This is a genomic window from Acerihabitans arboris (genome assembly GCF_010131535.1).
GTDB classification, from domain to species: domain Bacteria; phylum Pseudomonadota; class Gammaproteobacteria; order Enterobacterales; family Enterobacteriaceae; genus Acerihabitans; species Acerihabitans arboris.
On the sequence record NZ_WUBS01000004.1, the window covers coordinates 56,422 to 78,170 of the forward strand.

General features: G+C 59.3%; 18 protein-coding genes. 5 read left to right on the plus strand and 13 right to left on the minus strand.

The features are described 5' to 3' along the window. The first annotated feature begins 6 nt into the window (after positions 1 to 6). Positions 7 to 795, plus strand: a complete 789-nt coding sequence (fabI, locus tag GRH90_RS06410) for an enoyl-ACP reductase FabI (protein WP_162365119.1) — start codon at positions 7 to 9, stop codon at positions 793 to 795. Positions 796 to 877: 82 nt separating this feature from the next. Here the strand turns inward: fabI and GRH90_RS06415 are convergent, their stop codons facing one another. Together GRH90_RS06415 and GRH90_RS06420 are read right to left on the minus strand one after the other, a co-directional pair. Then, on the minus strand, positions 878 to 1,780 hold the full coding sequence (locus GRH90_RS06415; protein ID WP_162365120.1) for a LysR family transcriptional regulator: 903 nt from the start codon (positions 1,778 to 1,780) through the stop codon (positions 878 to 880). 155 nt (positions 1,781 to 1,935) lie between these two features. After that, complete coding sequence (locus GRH90_RS06420) at positions 1,936 to 3,534, minus strand: PTS transporter subunit EIIC (protein ID WP_162365121.1); 1,599 nt, start codon at positions 3,532 to 3,534, stop codon at positions 1,936 to 1,938. 263 nt (positions 3,535 to 3,797) lie between these two features. Here GRH90_RS06420 and GRH90_RS06425 point away from each other — a divergent pair, with 263 nt between their 5' ends. Together GRH90_RS06425 and GRH90_RS06430 are read left to right on the plus strand one after the other, a co-directional pair. Beyond that, positions 3,798 to 6,104: an FdhF/YdeP family oxidoreductase gene (locus tag GRH90_RS06425; protein ID WP_162365122.1), complete on the plus strand. Its 2,307-nt coding sequence runs from the start codon at positions 3,798 to 3,800 to the stop codon at positions 6,102 to 6,104. Between the two features lie 148 nt (positions 6,105 to 6,252). Next, positions 6,253 to 8,196 carry an exoribonuclease II gene (locus GRH90_RS06430; protein WP_162365123.1) on the plus strand — a complete coding sequence of 648 codons (1,944 nt, stop codon included), beginning with the start codon at positions 6,253 to 6,255 and terminating at the stop codon, positions 8,194 to 8,196. A 130-nt stretch (positions 8,197 to 8,326) separates the two neighbouring features. Here the strand turns inward: GRH90_RS06430 and GRH90_RS06435 are convergent, their stop codons facing one another. From GRH90_RS06435 to araD, 3 genes are all read right to left on the minus strand, one after another. Further along, complete coding sequence (locus GRH90_RS06435; RefSeq protein WP_162365124.1) at positions 8,327 to 9,757, minus strand: glycosyltransferase family 32 protein; 1,431 nt, start codon at positions 9,755 to 9,757, stop codon at positions 8,327 to 8,329. Between the two features lie 442 nt (positions 9,758 to 10,199). Then, on the minus strand, positions 10,200 to 11,207 hold the full coding sequence (gene kdgT / locus GRH90_RS06440) for a 2-keto-3-deoxygluconate transporter (protein WP_162365125.1): 1,008 nt from the start codon (positions 11,205 to 11,207) through the stop codon (positions 10,200 to 10,202). Between the two features lie 537 nt (positions 11,208 to 11,744). Further along, positions 11,745 to 12,440 (minus strand): L-ribulose-5-phosphate 4-epimerase, encoded by a 696-nt coding sequence (gene araD, locus GRH90_RS06445; protein ID WP_162365126.1) that lies wholly within the window; start codon positions 12,438 to 12,440, stop codon positions 11,745 to 11,747. A gap of 237 nt (positions 12,441 to 12,677) precedes the next feature. Between araD and osmB the strand changes: the two genes are divergently transcribed. Continuing rightward, positions 12,678 to 12,896 carry an osmotically-inducible lipoprotein OsmB gene (gene osmB, locus GRH90_RS06450; protein WP_162365127.1) on the plus strand — a complete coding sequence of 73 codons (219 nt, stop codon included), beginning with the start codon at positions 12,678 to 12,680 and terminating at the stop codon, positions 12,894 to 12,896. 88 nt (positions 12,897 to 12,984) lie between these two features. On the opposite strand, the gene yciH is transcribed toward osmB, so the two are convergent. From yciH to GRH90_RS06470, 4 genes are all read right to left on the minus strand, one after another. Continuing rightward, on the minus strand, positions 12,985 to 13,311 hold the full coding sequence (gene yciH, locus GRH90_RS06455; RefSeq protein WP_162365383.1) for a stress response translation initiation inhibitor YciH: 327 nt from the start codon (positions 13,309 to 13,311) through the stop codon (positions 12,985 to 12,987). After that, on the minus strand, positions 13,308 to 14,048 hold the full coding sequence (gene pyrF / locus GRH90_RS06460) for an orotidine-5'-phosphate decarboxylase (RefSeq protein ID WP_162365128.1): 741 nt from the start codon (positions 14,046 to 14,048) through the stop codon (positions 13,308 to 13,310). The genes yciH and pyrF overlap by 4 nt, the downstream gene beginning before the upstream one ends. 96 nt (positions 14,049 to 14,144) lie before the next feature. After that, a complete protein-coding gene (lapB, locus tag GRH90_RS06465) occupies positions 14,145 to 15,314 on the minus strand; it encodes a lipopolysaccharide assembly protein LapB (protein WP_162365129.1) in 1,170 nt (389 codons plus the stop codon). 6 nt (positions 15,315 to 15,320) lie between these two features. Then, a complete protein-coding gene (locus tag GRH90_RS06470; RefSeq protein ID WP_162365130.1) occupies positions 15,321 to 15,632 on the minus strand; it encodes a LapA family protein in 312 nt (103 codons plus the stop codon). A 291-nt stretch (positions 15,633 to 15,923) separates the two neighbouring features. Here GRH90_RS06470 and GRH90_RS06475 point away from each other — a divergent pair, with 291 nt between their 5' ends. After that, a complete protein-coding gene (locus tag GRH90_RS06475; RefSeq protein WP_162365131.1) occupies positions 15,924 to 16,868 on the plus strand; it encodes a sugar-binding transcriptional regulator in 945 nt (314 codons plus the stop codon). Positions 16,869 to 17,034: 166 nt separating this feature from the next. Here the strand turns inward: GRH90_RS06475 and GRH90_RS06480 are convergent, their stop codons facing one another. The 4 genes from GRH90_RS06480 to GRH90_RS06495 are packed head-to-tail and all read right to left on the minus strand — an operon-like array spanning position 17,035 to position 21,739. Next, entirely contained in the window at positions 17,035 to 18,462 is a 1,428-nt protein-coding gene (locus GRH90_RS06480; RefSeq protein ID WP_162365132.1) for an L-fucose/L-arabinose isomerase family protein, read from the minus strand. A 19-nt stretch (positions 18,463 to 18,481) separates the two neighbouring features. Then, the gene (locus GRH90_RS06485; RefSeq protein WP_162365133.1) at positions 18,482 to 19,969 is read right to left on the minus strand and encodes an FGGY family carbohydrate kinase; all 1,488 of its coding nucleotides are present in this window, start codon (positions 19,967 to 19,969) and stop codon (positions 18,482 to 18,484) included. 2 nt (positions 19,970 to 19,971) lie between these two features. Next, the gene (locus GRH90_RS06490; protein ID WP_162365134.1) at positions 19,972 to 20,916 is read right to left on the minus strand and encodes a transketolase family protein; all 945 of its coding nucleotides are present in this window, start codon (positions 20,914 to 20,916) and stop codon (positions 19,972 to 19,974) included. Next, on the minus strand, positions 20,909 to 21,739 hold the full coding sequence (locus GRH90_RS06495; RefSeq protein ID WP_162365135.1) for a transketolase: 831 nt from the start codon (positions 21,737 to 21,739) through the stop codon (positions 20,909 to 20,911). The genes GRH90_RS06490 and GRH90_RS06495 overlap by 8 nt, the downstream gene beginning before the upstream one ends. Positions 21,740 to 21,749: the final 10 nt, after the last annotated feature.

Below are 21,749 nucleotides of genomic sequence, written 5' to 3' on the forward strand. Positions count from 1 at the left end.
AATGCTATGGGTTTTCTTACCGGTAAGCGCATTCTGGTCACGGGCGTGGCCAGCACCCGTTCAATCGCATTCGGCATCGCGCAGGCGATGCGCCGTGAAGGCGCCGAACTGGCGTTCACTTACCAGAACGACAAGCTGAAATCACGGGTGGAAGGTTTCGCCGCCGAACTGGATTCCAGCATCGTGCTGCCCTGCGACGTGGCCGAAGACGCCAGCATCGAAGCGCTGTTTGCCGAGCTGGCCAAAGTATGGCCGAACTATGACGGTTTTGTGCATGCCATCGCCTTTGCCCCCGGCGATCAGCTGGACGGCGACTATGTGAACGCCGTGACCCGCGAAGGCTTCGCCATTGCCCACGACATCAGTTCCTACAGTTTTGTCGCCATGGCCAAGGCCAGCCGCCATATGCTGAACCCGAATTCCGCGCTGGTGACACTGACCTACCTGGGCGCTGAACGGGCCATCCCGAACTATAACGTGATGGGCCTGGCCAAGGCGTCGCTGGAAGCCAACACCCGTTATATGGCCAACGCCATGGGCCCGCAGGGCATTCGCGTCAACGCCATTTCCGCCGGGCCGATCCGCACCCTGGCGGCGTCAGGCATCAAAAACTTCAAGAAAATGCTGGCGCACTGTGAATCGGTCACGCCGATCCGCCGGGTGGTCACCATCGAGGACGTGGGCAACACCGCCGCGTTCCTGTGCTCCGATCTCTCCTCCGGCATCACCGGTGAGGTGATCCACGTGGACGGCGGTTTCAGCATCGCCGCCATGGGCGAGCTCGAAGCCGAATAAGCTCCCGGGCCCGATATCCCCGGGCCTTTCTCTTTGGCGCGATTGGCTCGCCGACACTGTCTATGCAAGGCGCGTCAAAGGTTTAAGCCCGTTGCGCCAGCCACTCCCGCGCAAACGCAAACAACGTCCTGGCCAGCGGCGTCGCCCGGCCCGCTTCCGTTATCACAATCGCGCTCTGGCGCTTCATCGGCGGCAGGTTAATCAAGGCCGAACGCAAATCCGGCGTCATCCCCGGCAGCAAATGCCCGCGCGGCATCATCCCGCATCCCAACCCGGTAAAGACGCCCTGCAACAGCTGGAAAATCGACGCGCTTTCCAGCCGGATATGCGGCCGCAACCCCAGGGCGCGGAAATGCTCATCCAGGTAACGGCGGAAATATCGGCTCGGCTCGGCCAGGCACAACGGCAGCGCCGCCACCTCCTCAAGCGACAAAACCGCGCCTTCGGTCAACCGTGGAAAATGCCGCGGATGAAACACCAGCTCAACGCCCCGATCGGCGATGGCGGCCGCCTGGTAATGCAGCTCCGCCAGCAGCCCCAGTTCAAAAAAGCCAATCCCGATATCCACGCTATGATTGGTCAGCGCCTCCAGCAGCGGGTCGGCGCTCAGCACCGTCACCTGATACTCCAGCGCGGGATACTGCTGGCGCGCGTCATACAACAGCTGCGCCAGGGGAATGCCGCACTGCGGCACGATGCCGATGCGCAGCGTACCCTCCAGTCCCTGCTTAAGCGACGCCACGTCCAGCTTCAGCCCCTGGTACACCGACACGATTTCCCGCGCCCAGGTTAGCACCCGTTCCCCTTCGGCGGTAAAGCCCTGGAAACTGTTGCCGCGGTGGATCAGGGCCACGCCCAGCTCCCGCTCCAGGTTCTTCAGGCGCGCGGACAACGTGGGCTGGCTGACAAAGCTGGCCTCGGCGGCGCGGCCGAAATGGCGCTCGCGCTCCAGGTTACACAAATAGATAAGCTGTTTAATATCCATAGATTCTGGCTGGGAGGGGCAATGGCACGAGTATAACATTATCACGCCCCGCCGGGTCCGGCGCTGTAACCGCCGGCGGGAAGGCCATATTGCTCGGGAAAGGCCGCCCGGGAAAACGCCCCGCTCCATAGATGAAGCGACGATACGGGTACGCCTCAGGTGCCGACCCCAAGCGTGGTCTTGACGTCCTGGGCTATTTTTTCCACCTGGGGACCGTAAATCACCTGGATATCATTATCGCTGACGCGTTTAACCCCGCTGGCCCCGGTCAGCATCAGGGTCCGATCGATAACCAGCCGCATATCCCTGACCCGCACCCGCAGGCGGGTAAAACAGCAGTCGACGTCGGCGATATTGGGCTGTCCGCCCAGGCCGGTAATGATATTTTCCGCGCGTTCGCCGGCGCTGACCGCCTTGCGCGCCGGTTCTTCCACTTCCTCCGCCTCGCGCCCCGGGGTTTCCACCCGCATTCGGGTAATCACCAGGCGAAAGCCATAATAATAAAGCGGAAAGTAGAGGACGCCCAGCATCACCGGATACCACCAATGGGTTTTTGCCCCGCCCAGCATGCCGAATACCACCAAATCGATGGCTCCGCCCTGTACGTTGCCGATCATCACCCGCATCACATCCATCAGCATAAACGACAGGCCGCTGAGCGCGGCGTGAAACAGGTACAGCACCGGCGACACAAAAATAAAGCAAAACTCCAGCGGCTCGGTAATGCCGGTGGTGAACGACGCCAGCATCCCGGCCATCATCAGCGCCTTGACCCGCTTTTTATGCTCGGGACGGGCGCAGTGATACATGGCCAGCGCCGCGCCCGGCAGGCCGAACATCATCACCGGGATCTTGCCCTGCGCCAGGAAACGGGTGGCGTCGCGCACCGCCTGGTCGTCGAGCAGCCCGGGATGGGTCAGCGCGGTATTAAAGATATTCAGCGCGCCGACGATGGTCTGGCTATCCACCGTCACCATGCCGCCGATGGGAGTGAAACGCACGGTTTCATTCAGGATATGATGCAGGCCGGTGGGGATCAGCAGGCGTTCGGCAAAACCATAGATAAACATGCCGTACTGGCCGCTCTTGCCAATCAGCTGGCCGACCCAGGCGATGCCCGCGCCGATGGTGGGCCAGACAAACGACAGGCCCAGGCCCACCAGCGGCAACACCACGACCGTGACGATGGGCACGAAACGCCGGCCGCTAAAAAAGCTTATCGCCGTCGGCAGCACCTGGGTATAAAAACGATTATGCAGCGCCACGGTAACAAGACCGGCGATCACCCCGCCCAATACGCTCATGTTATAGGTAAAAATACCCAGCATCGGGATAAACTCGGCGGAATAAACCAGCGCGTCGTTCCTGGACATGCCGTGAGCGGTCAACGCCTGCACGGTAGTGGCGGCGGCGGTCAGGCCCTGTGCCGCCAGGCTGGCGCTGATACCCACGTGCATGGCGATAAAACCAATCACGGCGGCAAAGGCCGCGGTGGGCTTTTCAGCCTTGGCCAGGCCGATGGCGCTGGCGACGGCAAAAAACAGCGGCAGGTTGGCGAACACGGCGCCGGCCACCTGGCGGATAAACCCGATCACCAACTGCGGGTAATGCAGATTGGCAAAGGCTTCGCCGGTAACCGCCGGATTCTGCATGGCCGCCGCCAGCCCGAGGAAAATACCGGCGGCGGCGATAACCGAAATCGGCATCATTAACGCTTTGCCAAAGCCGTGGATCTTGCTGGCTAACTCTTTCATAAGCGCTGTTCTCGTTTTATCTTCAGGAGGTTAATTATGAGCCAACCTGCAAAACCCTCAGCCCGCAACGCAGCCCGATAACCGGATCTTTGAGCCGGGTCACAAATAACCGCCCCGCCGTGCGCCATAGCTCCGCTCTATCCTGCGATAAGCGCATTCGATTAGACGCAACATAACGAACTGATTAGACTTAACCTTATAAGAGCAAGGCGTTAAAGATTATTTAACATTCACCCGGCACCATCCACCTGCGAATTTTTATAATGAAATTTAAACCTGCGATAAAACCTTATACCGGCGCCGCGGGCGGCTGGGGGTCTCTTGAAGCCACCACCCGCTATGTCATCGACAGTAAACAAGCGTTCAAAAACATCCGCAACCTGCTGCGGGTGAATAAGTCCAAAGGGTTCGACTGTCCGGGCTGCGCCTGGGGCGACGACAATACCAGCACCTTCAGCTTTTGTGAAAACGGCGCCAAGGCGGTCAGTTGGGAAGCCACCCGCAAAGGGGTGGACGAAGCGTTTTTTGCCCAACGCAGCGTCAGCAAGCTCTACGGGCAAAGCGACTATTTCCTGGAGTACCAGGGCCGGCTAACCCGGCCGCTGCGCTACAATGCCCAGACCGACCGTTATGTGCCGGTCAGCTGGCAGGACGCCTTCGCCCTGATAGCGCAGCACCTGCGCGGATTGGATCATCCCGGCCAGCTCGAGCTTTACACCTCGGGGCGCGCCAGCAATGAAGCCTCGTATCTATACCAGCTGTTCGGCCGGATGTTCGGCACCAACAATTTCCCCGATTGTTCCAATATGTGCCACGAAGCCAGCGGCAGCGGCCTGAAACAAAGCATCGGCGTCGGCAAAGGCACCATTCACCTCGATGATTTCGAGCATGCGGACGCCATTTTCGTCTTCGGCCAGAATCCGGGCACCAACCATCCGCGCATGCTGCACAGCCTGCGCCACGCCGCCGATCGCGGCGCCAGCATCGTGACCTTTAATACCCTGCGCGAACGCGGGCTGGAACGCTTTGCCGATCCGCAAAATCCGCTGGAACTGCTGACGCCGAAGTCGGGGCGCATCAGCTCGCGTTATTTCCAGCCCAACCTGGGCGGCGATATGGCGGCGGTGCGCGGCATGGTCAAGGCGCTGCTGGAAACCCATCGTCGACAGCTGGCTGAAAACCTGCCCGGCCTGTTCGACGACGCCTTTATCCAGGCGCATACCCAGGGCGTGGATGACTATCTGGCGGCGGTGGACGCCACCTCATGGCAACATATCATCCGGCAGTCCGGCCTGGACGAGCGGCAGCTGCGTGAAGCGGCCGAGATTTACCGCCATGCGCAACGGGTCATCTGCACCTGGGCCATGGGCGTGACCCAGCATAAGCACTCGGTGGCCACGGTGCGCGAAATCGTTAACCTGCAGTTGCTGTTCGGCCAGTTGGGCAAGCCGGGCGCCGGCCTGTGCCCGGTGCGCGGCCATAGCAATGTGCAGGGCAACCGCACCATGGGCATCGACGAGAAACCCTCGGGGGCGATGCTCGACAGCCTGGCGGCGCATTTCGGCTTCACCCCGCCGCGCGCGCCGGGCCACAGCACCGTGGAAGCGCTGGAAGCCATGCTGCGCGGTGAAATCCGGGTGCTGATTGCGCTGGGCGGCAACCTGGCGGCGGCGGCGCCCGATACCGCGCGCACCGAGCAGGCTATCCGCCGCTGCGCCCTGACGGTGCATATCGCCACCAAACTGAACCGCAGCCATCTGATTACCGGCGCCGACGCGCTGATCCTGCCGACCCTGGGCCGCACCGAGCGCGATATGCAGGCCACCGGCAGCCAGTATGTCACGGTGGAGGATTCTTTTAGCATGGTGCATGCCTCTGAAGGCGTTAACCCGCCGATCTCCGCCCTGCAGCGTTCGGAAACCGCCATCGTCGCCGGCATTGCCGACGCGGTGCTGGGCCGGGATAAGCTCGACTGGCCGCGGCTGGCGGGCGATTATAATCTGATCCGCGATCATATCGCGGCCACCCTGCCCGGTTTTACCGACTTTAACCGCCGTTGCGAGCAACCGGGCGGCTTTTACCTGGGCAACGCCGCCGCCGAGCTGCGCTTCAACACCCCGGACGGCAAGGCCCGCTTCAGCGCCGCCGTACTGCCCGCCACCCTGTTCCCGCAAATCGACGGCCAGGCGGTGCCCTTTACGCTGCAGACCCTGCGGTCGCACGACCAGTACAACACCACCATCTACGGCATGGACGACCGTTATCGCGGCGTTTACGGCCAGCGGGACGTGGTATTTGTCAACGCGGAGGATCTGGCGGCGCTGGGACTGGCCGACGGCGACCGGGTGGATATCGAAACGCTGTGGCACGACGGCGTCAGCCGTAAGGTCAGCGGGTTCAAGGCGATAAGCTATGATATTCCGCGCGGCAATCTGGCGGCCTACTATCCCGAAACCAATCCGCTGGTGCCGCTGTCAAGCTTTGGCGACGGCACCCATACCCCCACCTCCAAGTCGGTGCCGGTGCGCCTGGTTCGCAGCCCGGTTACCGCCGACGCGCGCATTATTTAGTCCCTTTTGCGCCACTCCGCCCGCCCGCCGCCCGCGCGGGCGGCTTTTTTCTCCCGCGATCGGGTCGTTATACTTGCCGCCGCCTGCCGATTCGCGTAAAACTGTCTGCCGTTATTGAAGCCTTTTTACACTCTTATTTCTGGACATTATGTTTCAAGATAACCCGCTGCTTGCGCAGCTTAAACAGCAACTTCACTCTCAGACGCCGCGTGTCGAAGGCGTGGTCAAAGGTACTGAGAAAGGGTTTGGCTTCCTTGAAGTCGATGCTCAAAAAAGCTATTTCATCCCGCCGCCGTTCATGAAAAAAGTCATGCACGGCGATCGGATCACCGCCACCGTGCGCTCTGAAAAAGATCGGGAAATCGTCGAGCCGGAAGAACTGGTCGAGCCGTTTCTGTCGCGCTTTGTCGGCCGCGTCCAGCTCAAGGACGACCGCCTGTCCATCGTGCCGAACCATCCGCTGATCCGCGAAGTCATCCCCTGCCGCCCGGTGCGCGGCGTGGAACATGAGTTCCAGACCGGGGATTGGGCGGTGGCGGAAATGCGCCGCCACCCGCTGAAGGGCGATCGGCAGTTTTACGCGGAGATTACCCACCTGGTGACCGTCGGCGACGACCACTTCGCCCCCTGGTGGGTCACCCTCGCCCGGCATAACCTGGAGCGCGAGGCGCCGCAGATGCCGGCGGGGCTGGTGCTGGCCGATGACAACCTGCCGCGCGAGGATTTAACCGCCCTGGATTTCGTTACCATCGACAGCGCCAGCACCGAAGATATGGATGACGCGCTGTACGTCGAGGCGGGCGAGGGAGATGCGCTGGTGATAACTATCGCCATTGCCGATCCGACCGCCTATGTCGCCGCCGACAGCCCGCTGGATATGATTGCCCGCGAACGCGCGTTTACCAATTACCTGCCGGGCTTTAATATCCCGATGCTGCCGCGCGATTTGTCCGACAACCTGTGTTCCCTGCGCGCCAATGAGCGCCGTCCCGCGCTTGCCTGCCGCGTCGCCGTCAACGCCGACGGCTCGCTCGGCGACCAGCCGCGCTTCTTTGCCGCCTGGATTGAATCTAAGGCCAAACTGGCCTATGACGAGGTGTCCGACTGGCTGGAAACGGAAGGCAAAAGCGTATGGCAACCCGGCAGCCCGGCCATCGCCGAACAGATCCGTTTATTGCAACGCGTCTGCCTGTCCCGCGCCGCCTGGCGCCAGGTCAATGCCCTGGTGTTCAAGGATCGGCCCGATTACCGTTTTGTCCTGGATGATAAAGGCGACGTGCTGTCCATCCAGATCGAACCCCGGCGCATCGCCAACCGCATGGTCGAGGAAGCGATGATTGCCGCCAACGTCTGCGCCGCGCGGGTATTGCGCGACGGCCTGGGTTACGGCGTCTACAACATCCATAACGGCTTTGACGAGACGTTGGTGGACCAGGCGGTGGCTATCCTTGCCGCCAATGATGTCGAGGCCGACGCCGCCACCCTGCTGACGCTGCCCGGCTTTTGCAACCTGCGCCGTCGGCTGGACGCCCTGCCGACCTCCTATCTCGACAGCCGCGTGCGTCGTTTCCAGACCTTCGCGGAAATCAGCACCGAACCCGGCCCGCATTTTGGCCTGGGTCTGGACGCCTATGCCACCTGGACCTCGCCGATTCGTAAATACGGCGATATGATCAACCATCGCCTGCTGAAGGCGCTGATAAGCCAGGGGACCGCCACGCGCCCATCGGAAGAGATTACCATGCAGATGTCCGAGCGCCGGCGGTTAAACCGCATGGCGGAACGCGATGTGGGAGACTGGCTCTACGCCCGCTTCCTGAAGGATGAAGCCGGCGGCGACACCCGCTATGCCGCCGAAATCATTGACGTCTCGCGCGGCGGCATGCGCGTGCGCCTGGTTGAAAACGGCGCGGTGGCGTTTATCCCGGCGCCCTTTATCCATAGCGTGCGCGACGAACTGGTGTGCAGCCAGGAAACCGGCACGGTGCAGGTCAAGGGCGAGGAGCGTTATCGCCAGGGGGACCACATCGAGGTGACGGTGGCGGAAGTGCGCCAGGAAACACGGTCGGTGATTGCCCGTCCCGTTTCATAATCTGATGCATAAGGGGAGGCTTGCGCCTCTCCTTATGAGTCCACCTGCGATTACCGGCTCCGGTTGCCGGGCAACTGATATTGCAGGCTATCGCCATGTTCGTGATTACCCATAAAACAGCATGAAGGACTTATACTTCTGCTGACTTTTTATTGTTTGAAAATATTTTCCATTTAGCCTTGTCGTTAAGTCCCCGTTTCCATTCGCCGAATATTTCTGTTATTCGACCGAGGTTTTTCATATTACCCTCACCTGCTCGCCTCCTCTTCCCGTATCTTATTTTTATCTGGCCAAAATTATCCACATTATTCAAGAGCAATGATTGTAAAAGTTCACTCTCCTTGTTGCTTGCATGACAATAATTTTCAAATATATACTTATCTTTTGTTTCCAAAAATTGTTCAATAACCCCCGGGCCGGTAGTATCCATGGTGCCATTCAATCTGGCATTGGCTTCAGATCTTTTTTTGCACCACATAAATTCTTCGGATGCCTTAATTTTGACATGCTCGGCAAAACCTGGCTTGATAAAACCCGCTAAACGGATCAAGAAAGGTTTTAAAAACGGCCGAAAACTGAGGCAATCAATAATCGCGTCGATTATATTAACTGTATTCTTCCCGATTTTTTCTGTTCTTACCTGATAATGTGCGAGGACTTTATCCAATAACAGGTGGATATCCCTGGAATTCTTGATGGATGCTATAACGCCGTTTGAGGTGACTATAGGCAAATCTGCTTTGTTGTTAGGCTCACGAGCCTCGATATGAAACAGAGCACCGCCATTTTCAAGACTCGCAGCCTTGCCGGATGAAAGATCTCCCAATTTATCTCTGAGCGCAACATCCACGTCCATATATATTCCACCATAATCTTCCAGCACGGATAATCTTAAAATATCCGATGCCGCGGCATAATTTTTATAACGGGTATCCGTACATTCTCTTGCAATGGCTGCCTCAATGTTGGAAGGCACCCTCGGATTTACTATCTCCACTCTGGAAAAAAACGCAGCAGAATATCCTGATTCAATTAAAAACGCTTTCATTTTATGAGGGCTATCAACCCATAATTTAATTTTGTAGTCCGCGTTTAGCCTGGCGCTAAATACAATGTTACCCAAGGCAGTCATCGATATATTTTTTGGATTGCCTAACCATATATAATGTATAATTTTGGGGATCTTGGCGGCTGCGGCATTTCCACCAGCCGCCCTGCGGCGCAACGCATCTGCGGGTGACATCTGGAGACACTCTACTTTATGCCGACCGCCTGTTTTTATTGACGTCATGGCGCTGGAACTGACCGCGTTTTGTCCTATATGCCGGTTACCGCTATTTGACATACCGCCCGGGGGCCGGCTGTGCACTGGCGCTGGCCTCAGCGTTTCCTGGCGGCAATACGCTAATTCACCAGCCACCCGGCGTCCGGCGTCATAGCCGTTTTCATCGCGGGTGCCCCCGGCGTTCAGCCGGGGAGCGGGGTACTGGCTACCGGCTTCCCCGGTACTGTTTCTGCCGGAAAACGCGCCCCTGCCCATGGCGCCTGAATGGATAAACATCTTTATGTCCTCTGACTTAAAAAAAACCGATCCTGCCGGGACAACAGCATATAGTGATTGGGTTATCACTATTTTGATTCGACACGACCCGCACATGAACACCCATTATCCTTTCGCGGATATATGATATACAACATAACTATTGTTAGGAGTGCATAAACGTTAACATCCTCCGGCGACGCTAAAACCGGATTAACGTTACTGTGGCTAACGTTATCTTTGAGTAAAATTGCATATATTTCCGCGTAATTTCATCCCTACTGTTATCACCTATTTCAATGTTAGCAACATTTTTATCGATAATTTCAATAGTTGGTAAACGATGATAAATTTTTCAGAAAACACTCGTTCGCATGATGATATTTTGCAGGAAGACCACGCGCATTGACAAAAAAAACCCCCGGCATGCGGGGGTATTGTTAACAATGCAACAGGTTATCTTTTATCTTTCGACGGCATTTGATTCTAACGCGGCCTGTTCTTCATCCAGTTGGCTTACATGCCCTTTTCTCACCCGCTTGGAATAGAGCGCGGTGATAATCGGCACCAGGATGGAGGTGACAATCACCGAAGTGGCCACCAGGGCGGTCGCCGCCGGCGCCATCGGCTTGAAGGCCGGCACCATTTCGGCGATCAGCACCGGCGTGGCCACCGCTGCCCCGGCTGAGCTGGAGGCCGCAATACCCGCGGTACCGTCGCCGCCGCCGATAAATTTATCGGCCAGGATCAGCGGAATACCGGTAACGATGATCACCGCTACCCCTAACAGTACGCCCAGCAGCCCGGTTTGGGCAATCACGCCCAGGTTAATGGTATTGCCGAGGGCAAAGGCAAAGAACGGGATCAGCGTCTGCACCGCTTTGCTGAAGAATTCGCGCAGCTCCGGATCCAGGTTGCCCAGGGCAAACCCAATCAGGAACGGCAGCACCGCGCCTACGAACACATGCGGCTCAAAAGACGCAATACCGGCGGTGCCCAAAATAATCATGGTCATCAACGGGCCGGATTCCAGCGACATCAGGACAAACGCCCCTGATTCTTCTTTGGTGCCATATTGTTGCATAATGGAGGCGTACAGGCCGCCGTTGGTCATATCCATGGAGGCGACCAGCGCCAGGGTCGACAGGCCGGCAAAAAAGCCGACTTCCACGCCGTTCACCGGCAATACCCGTGATGCAATCGCTGCAACAACCCAGGCAACGGCGATTTTTGTTACCACCAACGTACCGGATTTACGCAAAACGGTGCCGGTGGCGCTGAGTTTAATTGACGCTCCCATACAGAAAAACCACACCGCCAGGATAGGCACGGTACCGGAGATCAGGCCGTTGGTAAATGAACCGAAATATTTACCCGCGTCCGGGGCAAAAGTATGACATAACGCGCCGATAAATAACGGCACCAGCATCATACCACCAGGGATTTTGTCAATTGCACGTTTGATTTGCATCGTGATTCCACCTAAGTTCGAATGTATTCCCATGAGTCGTAGGGCGCCGTTCCATGGCCATGCCCCATTCAGTGACGGGGTCAATTGAGCGTTAAAGTAACCGGTTACATCCTGAAATACAGTGATCTGGAGCATAAAATGAAACAATGTTTCTTTTTTAAAAGAAGATCATTTTAATTGAATGGATATAGGGTTTCAAAATGAGACGCGGATCACATTTCTGTCCGTCGGCCAGTTAAATATAGCCGCATGCCGCACCGGCGCCGCATGGCGGCCCGCATGGGCCAGTCGGCATTACCGCCAGGAGACGGACGGCGGGCAGGGTATCGCGGATAATTAACGCCGGTTAAGCGCAACAACGGCAAATGATCGGAAACCTGAGGATAATATATGACCGGAGTGAAAAATATTGCGGGTTATAAACGTATATTAAACAATAATTATGATATTAATTAATTTATACATCAAATAAATAACACCCGCTTTGCCGCTGGTTATTTTATCGCCAAGGGCCGAGCGGGTGGATTAAAGCCTGGATTATTGCCCGTAATACGCATTCTTGCCATGTTTGCGCAGGTAGTGCTTATCCAGCAATTCCGGCTGCATGGCGGGCAGTTGCGGCGTTAGCTGGCGGGAGAAGATGCCCATATAGGCCACCTCTTCCAATACCACCGCGTTGTGCACCGCCGTGTCGGCGTCCTTGCCCCAGGCAAAGGGACCATGGGAGTTCACCAGCACGGCGGGAATGGCGGCAGGCTCGATATCACGCGTTTTAAAGGTCTCGACAATCACCCGGCCGGTTTCCCATTCGTAACGCCCCTGGATTTCCGCCTCGGTCATCAACCGGGTACAGGGGATGGCGCCATAGAAATAATCGGCATGGGTGGTGCCCCAGGCGGGAATATCCAGTCCAGCCTGCGCCCAAATGGTGGCATGGCGGGAATGGGTATGCACAATGCCGCCGATGCCGGCGAACTCCAGGTACAGCACCCGGTGGGTATCGGTATCCGAGGACGGTTTTTTGCCGCCCTCGACAATGCGGCCGGTTTCCAGTTCAACCACCACCATATCGTCGCGGGTCATATCCTCATAGCTGACCCCGGACGGCTTGATCACCATCAGTCCCCGCCCGCGGTCGACCGCGCTGACATTCCCCCAGGTAAAGGTCACCAGGTGATGGCGCGGCAGGGCCAGGTTGGCGGCCAGTACCTGTTCTTTTAATTCGTTCAGCATCGCGTTGTCCTCATAAACTCCATAAGGACATTGTCCGGGCACCCGCGGGCAACCGGTATGGTCAAAACGGCTAAAGATCCGGTTGTCTTCTGCTATCGACCCGTTTTAGCGTGTTGAAACCGCCCCGACGCCGGGGCAGGAAACATTCAGCGATTTTTTTATTGTAAAACAAGCTAAACAACCGAGTCGGTACTATAATAAATACTTATTATATAGCTAGGTATGGAGAAGTTGACGATGACGAACAGTTCAACAAAACGTATTGCCGCCGCGGTGTTAGCGGTTACCCTCGCCTTGTCGCTGAGTTCATGCTCGAATTGGTCCAAGCGGGATCGTAATACCGCTATAGGCGCCGGCGCCGGCGCCCTGGGTGGCGCGGTGCTGACCAACGGCAGCGGCCTGGGTACGGTCGGCGGCGCGGCGGTCGGCGGTATTATCGGCCATCAGGTTCATTAATCGGTTCATCATGGTTTAACCCACTCCCTGGCGGGCCGGGTCCGGCGCTCTCGGCGCCCGGACGCTGCCGGACGGGGAGTGGCCACGCTTAACCCCCGGCCAGTTTGACCTTCAGTCCTTTCGCTTCCAGCAGTTGTTTCAACAAATCCCGTTTGTCCCCCTGGATCTCGACGACACCCTGTTTTACCGAGCCGCCGCAACCGCATTTTTTTTTCAGTTCGGCGGCGAGCAGGTCAAGGGCGTCATCGTCCATATCCAGACCGGTAATCAGGCAAACTCCCTTGCCTTTCCTGCCGCTGGTCTGGCGCTGGATGCGCACGATACCGTCCCCGGCGGGACGCTGGGCGGACCGGGGCTTTTCGTCGATACGGCCGCCGTGGGTGGAATAGACTAACCGGCTGTTGTCGTCCATCAGGCTTCTCCCGTTTGCAACTGGTTTAAAATGGATTGCAGCGCGGCGCCCGGATCGGCGGCTTGGGTAATCGGGCGACCGATCACCATATAATCCACGCCGGCGCGCCGGGCCAGCAGCGGCGTCATGACACGGCGCTGATCGCCCGCGTCGCTGCCTTCCGGCCGGATGCCCGGCGTCACCAGGCTGAATTCCCGGCCGAAGCGGGCTTTGAACGCCGCCGCCTCGTGGGCGGAACACACCACGCCGTCCAAGCCGCAGCGCTGCGTCAGCGCCGCCAGGCGCCCGGCATACTCCGAAGCGCTGTAGGGAATGCCCAGGCCAGCCAGATCGCCGTCATCCATGCTGGTCAGGACGGTCACGGCGATCAGCAGCGGCGCCTGCGCGCCATAAGGCATGAGCGCCGCTTTGGCCGCGCTCATCATCCGCTCGCCGCCGCTGGCGTGGACATTGACCATCCACACGCCCAGCTCCGCCGCCGCCGCCACCGCCTTGGCCACGGTATTGGGAATATCATGGAATTTGAGATCGAGAAAAATATCGAAGCCTTTATCCCGCAATTCCCGTACCAGCGCGGGGCCGAACCGGGTAAACATCTCTTTACCGATTTTCAGGCGGCAGTCATGCGGGGATACCCGGTTGGCGAACGAGAGCGCCAGCGCGCGGTCGGCATAATCCAGCGCGACGATAACCGGCGAGGGGGAACGTGACCCGTGGGTCGCTGATAGATTGCTTGTCATGGCTAAAACCTTTAATGATGCCTCATCCGGACAGCCTTGATTCTTGACGATATGTTACCTGCCGCCGCGGCAAATGCCTAGCCCGGCAAGGCAGGCTTATTGCTCGTCGAGGCCACGAATCGGCTTGATGGAAGCCCAGGATTTACAGGAGGGGCAATGCCAGTACAAGCTGTGGGAGGTGAAACCGCATTTGCCGCAGCGGTAGCGGGGCTTGGTGCGGATTTGCTCGCCGACCATATCGCGCAGTACCTGCAGGCTCTCCTTGGCCCTGCCGTCCTCCGCCTCGCTGAGGTGGAAATCCATTAACCGATGGAACATGCGCATGGTGGGATGCTGGCGGAGCTGCTGGTTGATATAGCCCTGCGCCACCTCGGTGCCGTCGTCATGCTCGATGACGTCGGCCAGCATCAGTTCCGCCGCCGCGCCGGTGTTCAGCTCGACGCAACGCCGCAGGTAGCCGGCCCAGGCCGCCGGCTGATCGAGGTGCTGATAGCAGGCCTGCAGTATCGGCAGGGTTTCGCTGACCATCTCTTTATCCTGGTCCAGCACCCGTTCCAATACGGTCACCGCCGCCGGATAATCTTGCCGCGCCATGAAAATCCGCGCCATCATGATGGACACCCGCGAGCAGTTTTTATCCGCCGCCGACCCTTTTTTCAGCAGCGTCATGGCCTTATCCAGATCGTCGCTGCCCATGGACTGCAGAGCAAGTTCGCAATAAAAATGCGCGATTTCCACCCGGCGATGCTCCTTGCCCAACTTGACCAGCTTCTCCGCCGTTTCGATGGCTTTGGTCCACTCGCTGGTCGCCTGGTAGATTTGCAGCAGTTGCTGCAAGGCGCCGGTGCGAAAATCGTCTTCGTCGATAAGCTGGTTGAACATCTCTTCGGCGCGATCGTAAAACCCGGCCGCCATGTAATCCCGCCCCAACTGCTGGATGGCCAGCAGCCGTTGTTCAAAGCTCAGGGCGGTGCTTTCCATCAGGGCCTGATGGATGCGGATCGCGCGATCCACTTCCCCACGCGAGCGGAACAGGTTGCCCAGCGTCAGGTGGGCCTCAACGGCGTTGCTGTCTTCCTTAAGCATATCAAGGAACAGGTCCACCGCCTTGTCCTGCTGATTGGACAGCAGGAAGTTGACCCCGGCGACATACTCACGCGACAAGCGGTTGGCATCCTGTTGCTTATCCTGCTGCGCGCTCCTGCGCCCCATGTACCAGCCATACGCGGCGGCCACGGGCAACAACAGAAACAGCAGTTCTAGCATAACCGGTTATTCCTTGCTGGCGACGGGTGCGGTCGTGACAATGTCAACGTTGCCAGATGGCGCGGGCTGCTGATCCAGACGCTTGATTTTGCGCTCGGCGCGCAGCAGCGCGAGGCGCACACGCAGGTAAAACAGGCCGCAAATCACCCAGCCGAGGATAAACCCCATCGCAAACAGTACCGTCAGTAACGTCGATACCCGGTATTGCCCCTGCGCCAGTAGATAGTTAAAGGTAACAACCTGATCGTTATGGGCTCCAAAGGTGAAAGAAATGATAAAAATCACCAGAACCAGCAAAAATATCAGAACATATTTCACATTATTTCCCGCAAACAGCGTTATTCGGATGGGCCGCATCCATAAACCGGCACCAAGATGGTATAAATTAGCATTTCCCGCGTTACGAAGGAAATGCTGTAGACAACATAACGGCATTATCTGTAGCCCACCGCCCCGGAAACCGTTTTCGCCGGCCCGTTTCAACAAGCCCGTGTAATGACTATAGGTGCAGCGGGGAGAAAACCCAACCATCACGCCATGCGCGGCTTGTTATTTATTCAGTTATGCATAAAAATGTGGGTATGAAAGGGATCCGTTGGGGAACGTCGCATGTCCAGGCAAGATGAACAGCGCTTATTGGTAAAGATTGCGACGCTCTATTATACCGAAAATAAAAAACAGGCGGATATCGCCGCCGCCCTGCATCTGTCGCAATCCTTCGTCTCGCGCGCCATTACCCGCTGTCTAAAGGAAGGGGTGGTGAAGATAAGCGTGGTGCAGCCGCCGAATATGTTTATGGGCCTGGAGTCGGCTATCCAGCAGCGCTACGGCATCGACCAGGCCATCGTGGTGGATGTGCCCGACGGCGCCGGGACCCAGCAGATCAAGCAGGCCATTGGTTCCGCCGCGGCGCATTATATGCAGACCAGCATCCGGCCGGACGATCTGGTGGGCATTTCGTCCTGGAGCAGCACGCTGCGTGAAATGGTGGATAACCTGCATCCGCTGGCGGTCAAGGCCAGCGGCGTGATTCAACTGCTGGGAGGCGTTGGTCCCAACGGCAATGTGCAGGCTACCCTGCTGACCCAGTTGCTGGCCGATCAGCTCAACTGCAAGGCCTACCTGCTGCCGGCGCAAAGCATCGAGCGCTCGGTTGAGGACCGCATGCGGCTTATCAACAGCAGCGAGGTGGCGGACGTGGTGGCCAAATTCAGCGAAGTGGACGTGGCTCTGGTGGGCATCGGCGCCCTGGAGCCGTCGCAGTTGCTGATGAACTCCGGCAACTATTATCACGAAAAAATGCTGCGCCTGCTGGCGGAGCGCGGCGCGGTGGGCGATATCTGCCTGCACTATTTTAACGCCCGCGGCGAAGCGGTGCTGGCGGATGACGAAGATCCGGTTATCGGCATGCCGCTGCCGCAGGTGCGCGAATGTTCCCGGGTGGTGGCGCTGGCCGGCGGCCAGGAAAAGGTCGCCGCGATTAAAGGCGCGCTGGAAGGCCGGTATATTGATGTGTTGATAACCGACCGCCTGGTGGGTGAGCGGCTGGTATAACCGGCTTGCCGGATTATCTTTGCTTGTTATCCAGTCGTCGCATTCGTGTTTGGGATCTGCCGTCTGGCTATGACGTTGCCTGAACGCCGCTGGCGGCAAAGTGATAACTCAGGGCGGATTAAACCGGGCATGCCTGCCCGGCCCGGTTGCTAACCTTATGGAGCCTTTAGCTACGCGCATGCCAATAACAATCGATGCCTAGGTATTTGGTAAAGGCTTCGTGCAGCACCGCCGCGGTGGCCGAATGGTTCATGGCCACATGATGCTCGAAACCCTGCTCGCAGATATGGCGCAGCAGCGGCTCCATGGCCGGGATCTGCACCACCGCGCGGCAGCCGACGGTGTCGAGCGGATCGTCCACCACCTGGCCCTCGCCCACGTAGGCCCTGACCTTACCGGTAAAGTCATCCGATGATAGCCGGAAGTAGGTCAGGGGTCCCGCCTTCATGCGCCCGTGCACCGCGCCGCAGGTGTTTTCGCAGCCGACGGTGGTGCCGATAATATCCGCCGTGCCCATGGCCGGGCTTTCCAGGCTTTCGCTGGGGAAGTTGCCGCAGTGGAACAGCACGCATTTGTCCTGCTCGTCGCCGAAGTTGTTATTCCAGTCGGCGATGGAGGCAGGCGACAGCGAACAGCTGGCCAGCGCGTACATCGACAGCGCCCCCATCACGTCCACTTCGCAGGCGCTGGGCATCAGCTGTCCCGACATCACGCTCATGATCGAGCACACGTTTATGCCAAGGTTCTCCTGCAGCGACGTCCAGCACTGGATGGCGGTAGTGTCGATATCATTGGCCATGACCCACTCGCTTATCACCACGAACAGCTTGGCCATGGTATGGAGTTTTTCCGCCGGAATGGCGCCGGCGTCCGCGTTATCCTTCAGCAGCGCCAGTTTTTCGCCCACCCGCAGGTCGTTATCGCTCAGGTTGCCGACGCGGGTGAAGATCTCGGACAGATCCAGCGTCTCCACCGACACGTTCATCCGCTCCAGCAGCTTCTCGCTGTAACGCACGGTATTAAACGCGGCCGGACGGGCGCCGATAGCGCCGATGCGCACGCCTTGCATGGCGTGCACCAGCCGGCAAAGCTGGGTAAATTGCCGCAGGTCCCGCTCGAACGCCGCGCCGTTGACGGCGCAGACGTGACGCGCCGTCAGGGTAAACGGAATGCCGCACTGACGCAGGTTGTTGCACAGGGAAATCTTGCCGCAAAAGCTGTCGCGCCGGGTGGCCAGCCCCATTTTATCCAGGCTGTCCTGCTCGGCCTGGATCAGCACCGGCACCTTCAGGCCGGACAGGCGGATGGCGTCCGCCACCGCTTTTTCATCGCCGAAATTGGGCAGCAGGACCACCACGCCGTGGATCTCGTCCTGACGTTGGTGAAACAGCGCGGCGCAGGCCTTGGCGTCCTGCCAGGTTTCCACCCCGCCCAGCTTGCTTTGGGTCTCGTTCAGCCAGATGATGTTGATGCCCAGGCGCTCAAATACCACAGCCGCATCCCGACGCGCCTCCGTCACCAGATAACTGGGAAAAAATCCCCGGTTGCCGACGATCACGGCAAAAGTCAGTTGTTCTACTATTTTTCTCGACATTGCTTCACTCCCGATAGGGTTATTCCGGCTGATAACGGGCGCGCGCAACGGCCGCCTGCCAGAGGGTATAGTTGTCACGCATCTCCGCGGTCTCGGCGCGCGGTTCGATGTATTCCACTTCACGCGGCAGCGCCGCGATATGTTGATTGTCCGGCCACCAGCCCAGCGTCCGGCCAGCCAGATAGGCCGCGCCCAGCGCGGAAACCTCGGCGTTCAGGTTGCAGATCAGCGGGCGCTGCAATAGATCGGCCTGGAACTGCATCAGCCAGCGGTTTTGCGTGGCGCCGCCGTCAACCCGCAGCGACGGCAGCCGCCGCCCGGCGGCCCGTTCCATGGCAAAAAACACATCGGCGATCTGGTAGGCGATGGATTCCAGCCCGGCCCGCGCCAGCACGTCCGGCGTGGCGGCGTCGGTCAGCCCGCAGATCAGGCCGCGCGCCCGGCTGTCCCAGTAGGGCGCGCCAAGCCCGGACAGCGCCGGCACAAAAAATACCCCTTGGTTGCCCGCCTGGCTTAACGCCATCTCGGACAACCGCGTCAGCGACGTCACGCCGAGCAGCTGCGCCACCCAGGCAAGCCCGGCGCCGGTATGGGTAATATTGCCCTCCAGCGCGTAACGCACCTCGCCGTCGTGCCAGGCCACGGTGGAACTCAGGCCCTGCCCCCGCGCGCCAATCTCATCCACCGCCAGCATCAGGGATGAACCCGTGCCGTAGGTCGCCTTGACATCGCCGGCCCGGCTGCCGCCCTGCCCGTAGAGGGCGGCGTGGGAATCGCCAATCAGGGCGGCGATGGGGATGCCTTCGGGCAGGCCGGGCACCGCTCCGGCCCGGGTGCGGCCGTGCACCGCCGCCGAGGGTTTGATCTCGGGCAGGCAGGCGGCGGGGATCGAGAAGACCGCCAGCAGCCGCTCGTCCCAGCGGTGCTCGCGGATATTAAATAACTGGGTGCGCGAGGCGTTGGCGTAATCGGTACTGAATGAGCGGCCGCCGGTCAACTGCCAGTTCAGCCAGCAGTCCACCGTGCCGACGCACAGTTCACCCCGGGCGGCGCGCTCGGCGCCCGCGGGCAACGCGGCCAGCATGCCGCGGATTTTCGCGGCGGGAAACAGCGGATCGATCGGCAGCCCGGTAAGCTGGTATACCAGCGCTGCCTGCTCGCTTTGCGCCAGTTCGCGGCAAAAATCCTGCGAACGGCGGCACTGCCAGCTGACCACCGGCGTCAGGGGCAGCCCCGTGGCGCGCTCCCAGATCATCACCGATTCGCGCTGGTTGCTGATGGCCACCGCGGTAACCTGCGCGTCGGGCAGCTGCGCCAGACAGTCCTCCACGCCCCGGCAGACCGCTTGCCATATCGCTATGGGGTCCTGCTCGGCCCAGCCCGGCCGGGGATGGCTAAGCAACAGCGGCACCGCCGCCTTGGCCAGGATGCGGCCTTCCCGGTCGACGGCGATCGCCTTGGCATTGGTGGTTCCCTCGTCAATCGCCAGGATAATGGGGATCGCCATGGTCAGCCTCCCCGGCAGACGCGCAGGGCGGTGCGAACCACGCCCGCGGCGTCGATCCCGTGATGGGCGCGCATCGCCGTCCGGTCCGCCGCGATGGCGTACTCGCCGTCGCCGATGCCCAAACGCACCAGCGGGATGGCGCAGCCCGCCTCGGCCAGCACCTCGGCCACCAGGCTGCCGACGCCGCCGTTGATATTGTGCTCTTCAAGGGTAATCACCTTTTTACTCTCTTTTAGCAGTGCCAGGAGCTGGCGAGTATCGCACGGGCGGATCGAGGATACGTTGATGACCGCAGCAGAAACGCCCTGCTCCGCCAGCAGCCCGGCGGCGTCCACCGCTTCATGCACCGTCGACCCCATGGCCACCAGCGCCACGTCGCCGCCACGGCGCAGCGCATCGATTTGGCCCGGTTTAAAGCGATAGCCGGCGTCATGCAGCGCGGGCAGCGCTTTACCGTCCAGACGGATATACACCGGCCCCACATAGGCCAGGGCATAATCAATAATCTGCCGGCACTCCTCGGGGGAAGACGGCGCGAAAATCTGGATATTGCCGAAGCCGCGCAGCACCGCGATATCATCGATACTGTGATGGGTACTGGCCAGGGGCCCATAGCTGGCCCCGGCGTTAAGGCCGAACAGCTTTACGTTGCAGTTGTTGTAGCAGACATCGATTTTTACCTGCTCATTGGCGCGCGAAATCAGGAACGGCGCGGCGTTGCAGGTTACGGCAATCTTGCCGCCGATGGAGAGCCCGACCGCGGTGCCGACCATGGTTTGTTCGGCGATGCCGACGTTGACGATGCGATCCGGGAAACGCGCGATAAACGGGCCGATCTTGGCCGTGGAAGTGGAATCCGCCAGCACCGGCACCAGATCCATGCCGTTATCCACCGCCTTGATAAACTGCGCCACCATGACGCTTGCCAAATGTTCTGCGTTACTCATCTTTTAATTCCTCCAACGCCTGTGTGATTTCATCGCCTTTAAATACGCGGTGATGCCATTCGGCGCGTCCCTGGGTAAAAGAAATGCCCGCGCCTTTTTCGGTATTGGCGATCACCACGTTGGGCTTGCCGTTGGCCGGCAGGTTTTCCAGCGCGTCCACCACCGATTGCATATCGTTGCCGGCGCATTCGGTAACGTTCAGGCCGAACGCCAGCCACTTATCCGCCAGGGGATCGGTATTCATGATCGAGCAGGTCAGCCCCGCCAGCTGCAGCTTGTTTTTATCATTGATAATCACCAGGTTATCCAGGCCATAATGGGCGGACACCAGGGCGGCTTCCCAGTTGCTGCCCTCGGCCAGCTCGCCGTCGCCGGTCAACGCGAAGACCCTTCTCCTGCTGTTGTCGCGCTTGGCCGCCAGGGCGATGCCCACCGCCACCGGCAGGCCGTGGCCGAGCGCGCCGGTATTTAATTCAATGCCCGGGGTTTTATGGCGCACCGGATGGCCTGGCAGATGGGAATTGGGATACTGATAGGTCGGCAGCCATTCCTTGGGGAAATACCCGGCTTCGGCCAGCGTGCAGTAATAACCGCCGACGCCGTGGCCTTTTGACTGGATATAGATATCCCGCTCGGCGTCGTCGAGCCTGTCCGGCGCGCAGTTCAGCACGCGGAAATACAGCGCGGTGAGGATTTCCACCTCGGAAAGGTCGGCGCCGGTATGGCCTCCCGCCGGGCTGCCGGCATTCAACGCTACTATATGGCGGCGGATCTGACGCGCCTTGGTAACCAGTTCATCCACGGACAATGTATAGGGATTCATGACGATACCT

Excerpts from the sequence above, each read along its gene's own strand:
- GRH90_RS06435 (WP_162365124.1), bottom strand. The coding sequence starts at position 9,757 with ATGTTTATCCATTCAGGCGCCATGGGCAGGGGCGCGTTTTCCGGCAGA.
- osmB (WP_162365127.1), top strand. The coding sequence starts at position 12,678 with ATGACGAACAGTTCAACAAAACGTATTGCCGCCGCGGTGTTAGCGGTT.
- GRH90_RS06475 (WP_162365131.1), top strand. The coding sequence starts at position 15,924 with ATGTCCAGGCAAGATGAACAGCGCTTATTGGTAAAGATTGCGACGCTC.
- lapB (WP_162365129.1), bottom strand. The coding sequence starts at position 15,314 with ATGCTAGAACTGCTGTTTCTGTTGTTGCCCGTGGCCGCCGCGTATGGC.
- araD (WP_162365126.1), bottom strand. The coding sequence starts at position 12,440 with ATGCTGAACGAATTAAAAGAACAGGTACTGGCCGCCAACCTGGCCCTG.
- GRH90_RS06430 (WP_162365123.1), top strand. The coding sequence starts at position 6,253 with ATGTTTCAAGATAACCCGCTGCTTGCGCAGCTTAAACAGCAACTTCAC.
- GRH90_RS06415 (WP_162365120.1), bottom strand. The coding sequence starts at position 1,780 with ATGGATATTAAACAGCTTATCTATTTGTGTAACCTGGAGCGCGAGCGC.
- GRH90_RS06490 (WP_162365134.1), bottom strand. The coding sequence starts at position 20,916 with ATGAGTAACGCAGAACATTTGGCAAGCGTCATGGTGGCGCAGTTTATC.
- GRH90_RS06485 (WP_162365133.1), bottom strand. The coding sequence starts at position 19,969 with ATGGCGATCCCCATTATCCTGGCGATTGACGAGGGAACCACCAATGCC.
- GRH90_RS06425 (WP_162365122.1), top strand. The coding sequence starts at position 3,798 with ATGAAATTTAAACCTGCGATAAAACCTTATACCGGCGCCGCGGGCGGC.
- GRH90_RS06480 (WP_162365132.1), bottom strand. The coding sequence starts at position 18,462 with ATGTCGAGAAAAATAGTAGAACAACTGACTTTTGCCGTGATCGTCGGC.
- GRH90_RS06420 (WP_162365121.1), bottom strand. The coding sequence starts at position 3,534 with ATGAAAGAGTTAGCCAGCAAGATCCACGGCTTTGGCAAAGCGTTAATG.
- GRH90_RS06495 (WP_162365135.1), bottom strand. The coding sequence starts at position 21,739 with ATGAATCCCTATACATTGTCCGTGGATGAACTGGTTACCAAGGCGCGT.
- kdgT (WP_162365125.1), bottom strand. The coding sequence starts at position 11,207 with ATGCAAATCAAACGTGCAATTGACAAAATCCCTGGTGGTATGATGCTG.
- pyrF (WP_162365128.1), bottom strand. The coding sequence starts at position 14,048 with ATGACAAGCAATCTATCAGCGACCCACGGGTCACGTTCCCCCTCGCCG.
- fabI (WP_162365119.1), top strand. The coding sequence starts at position 7 with ATGGGTTTTCTTACCGGTAAGCGCATTCTGGTCACGGGCGTGGCCAGC.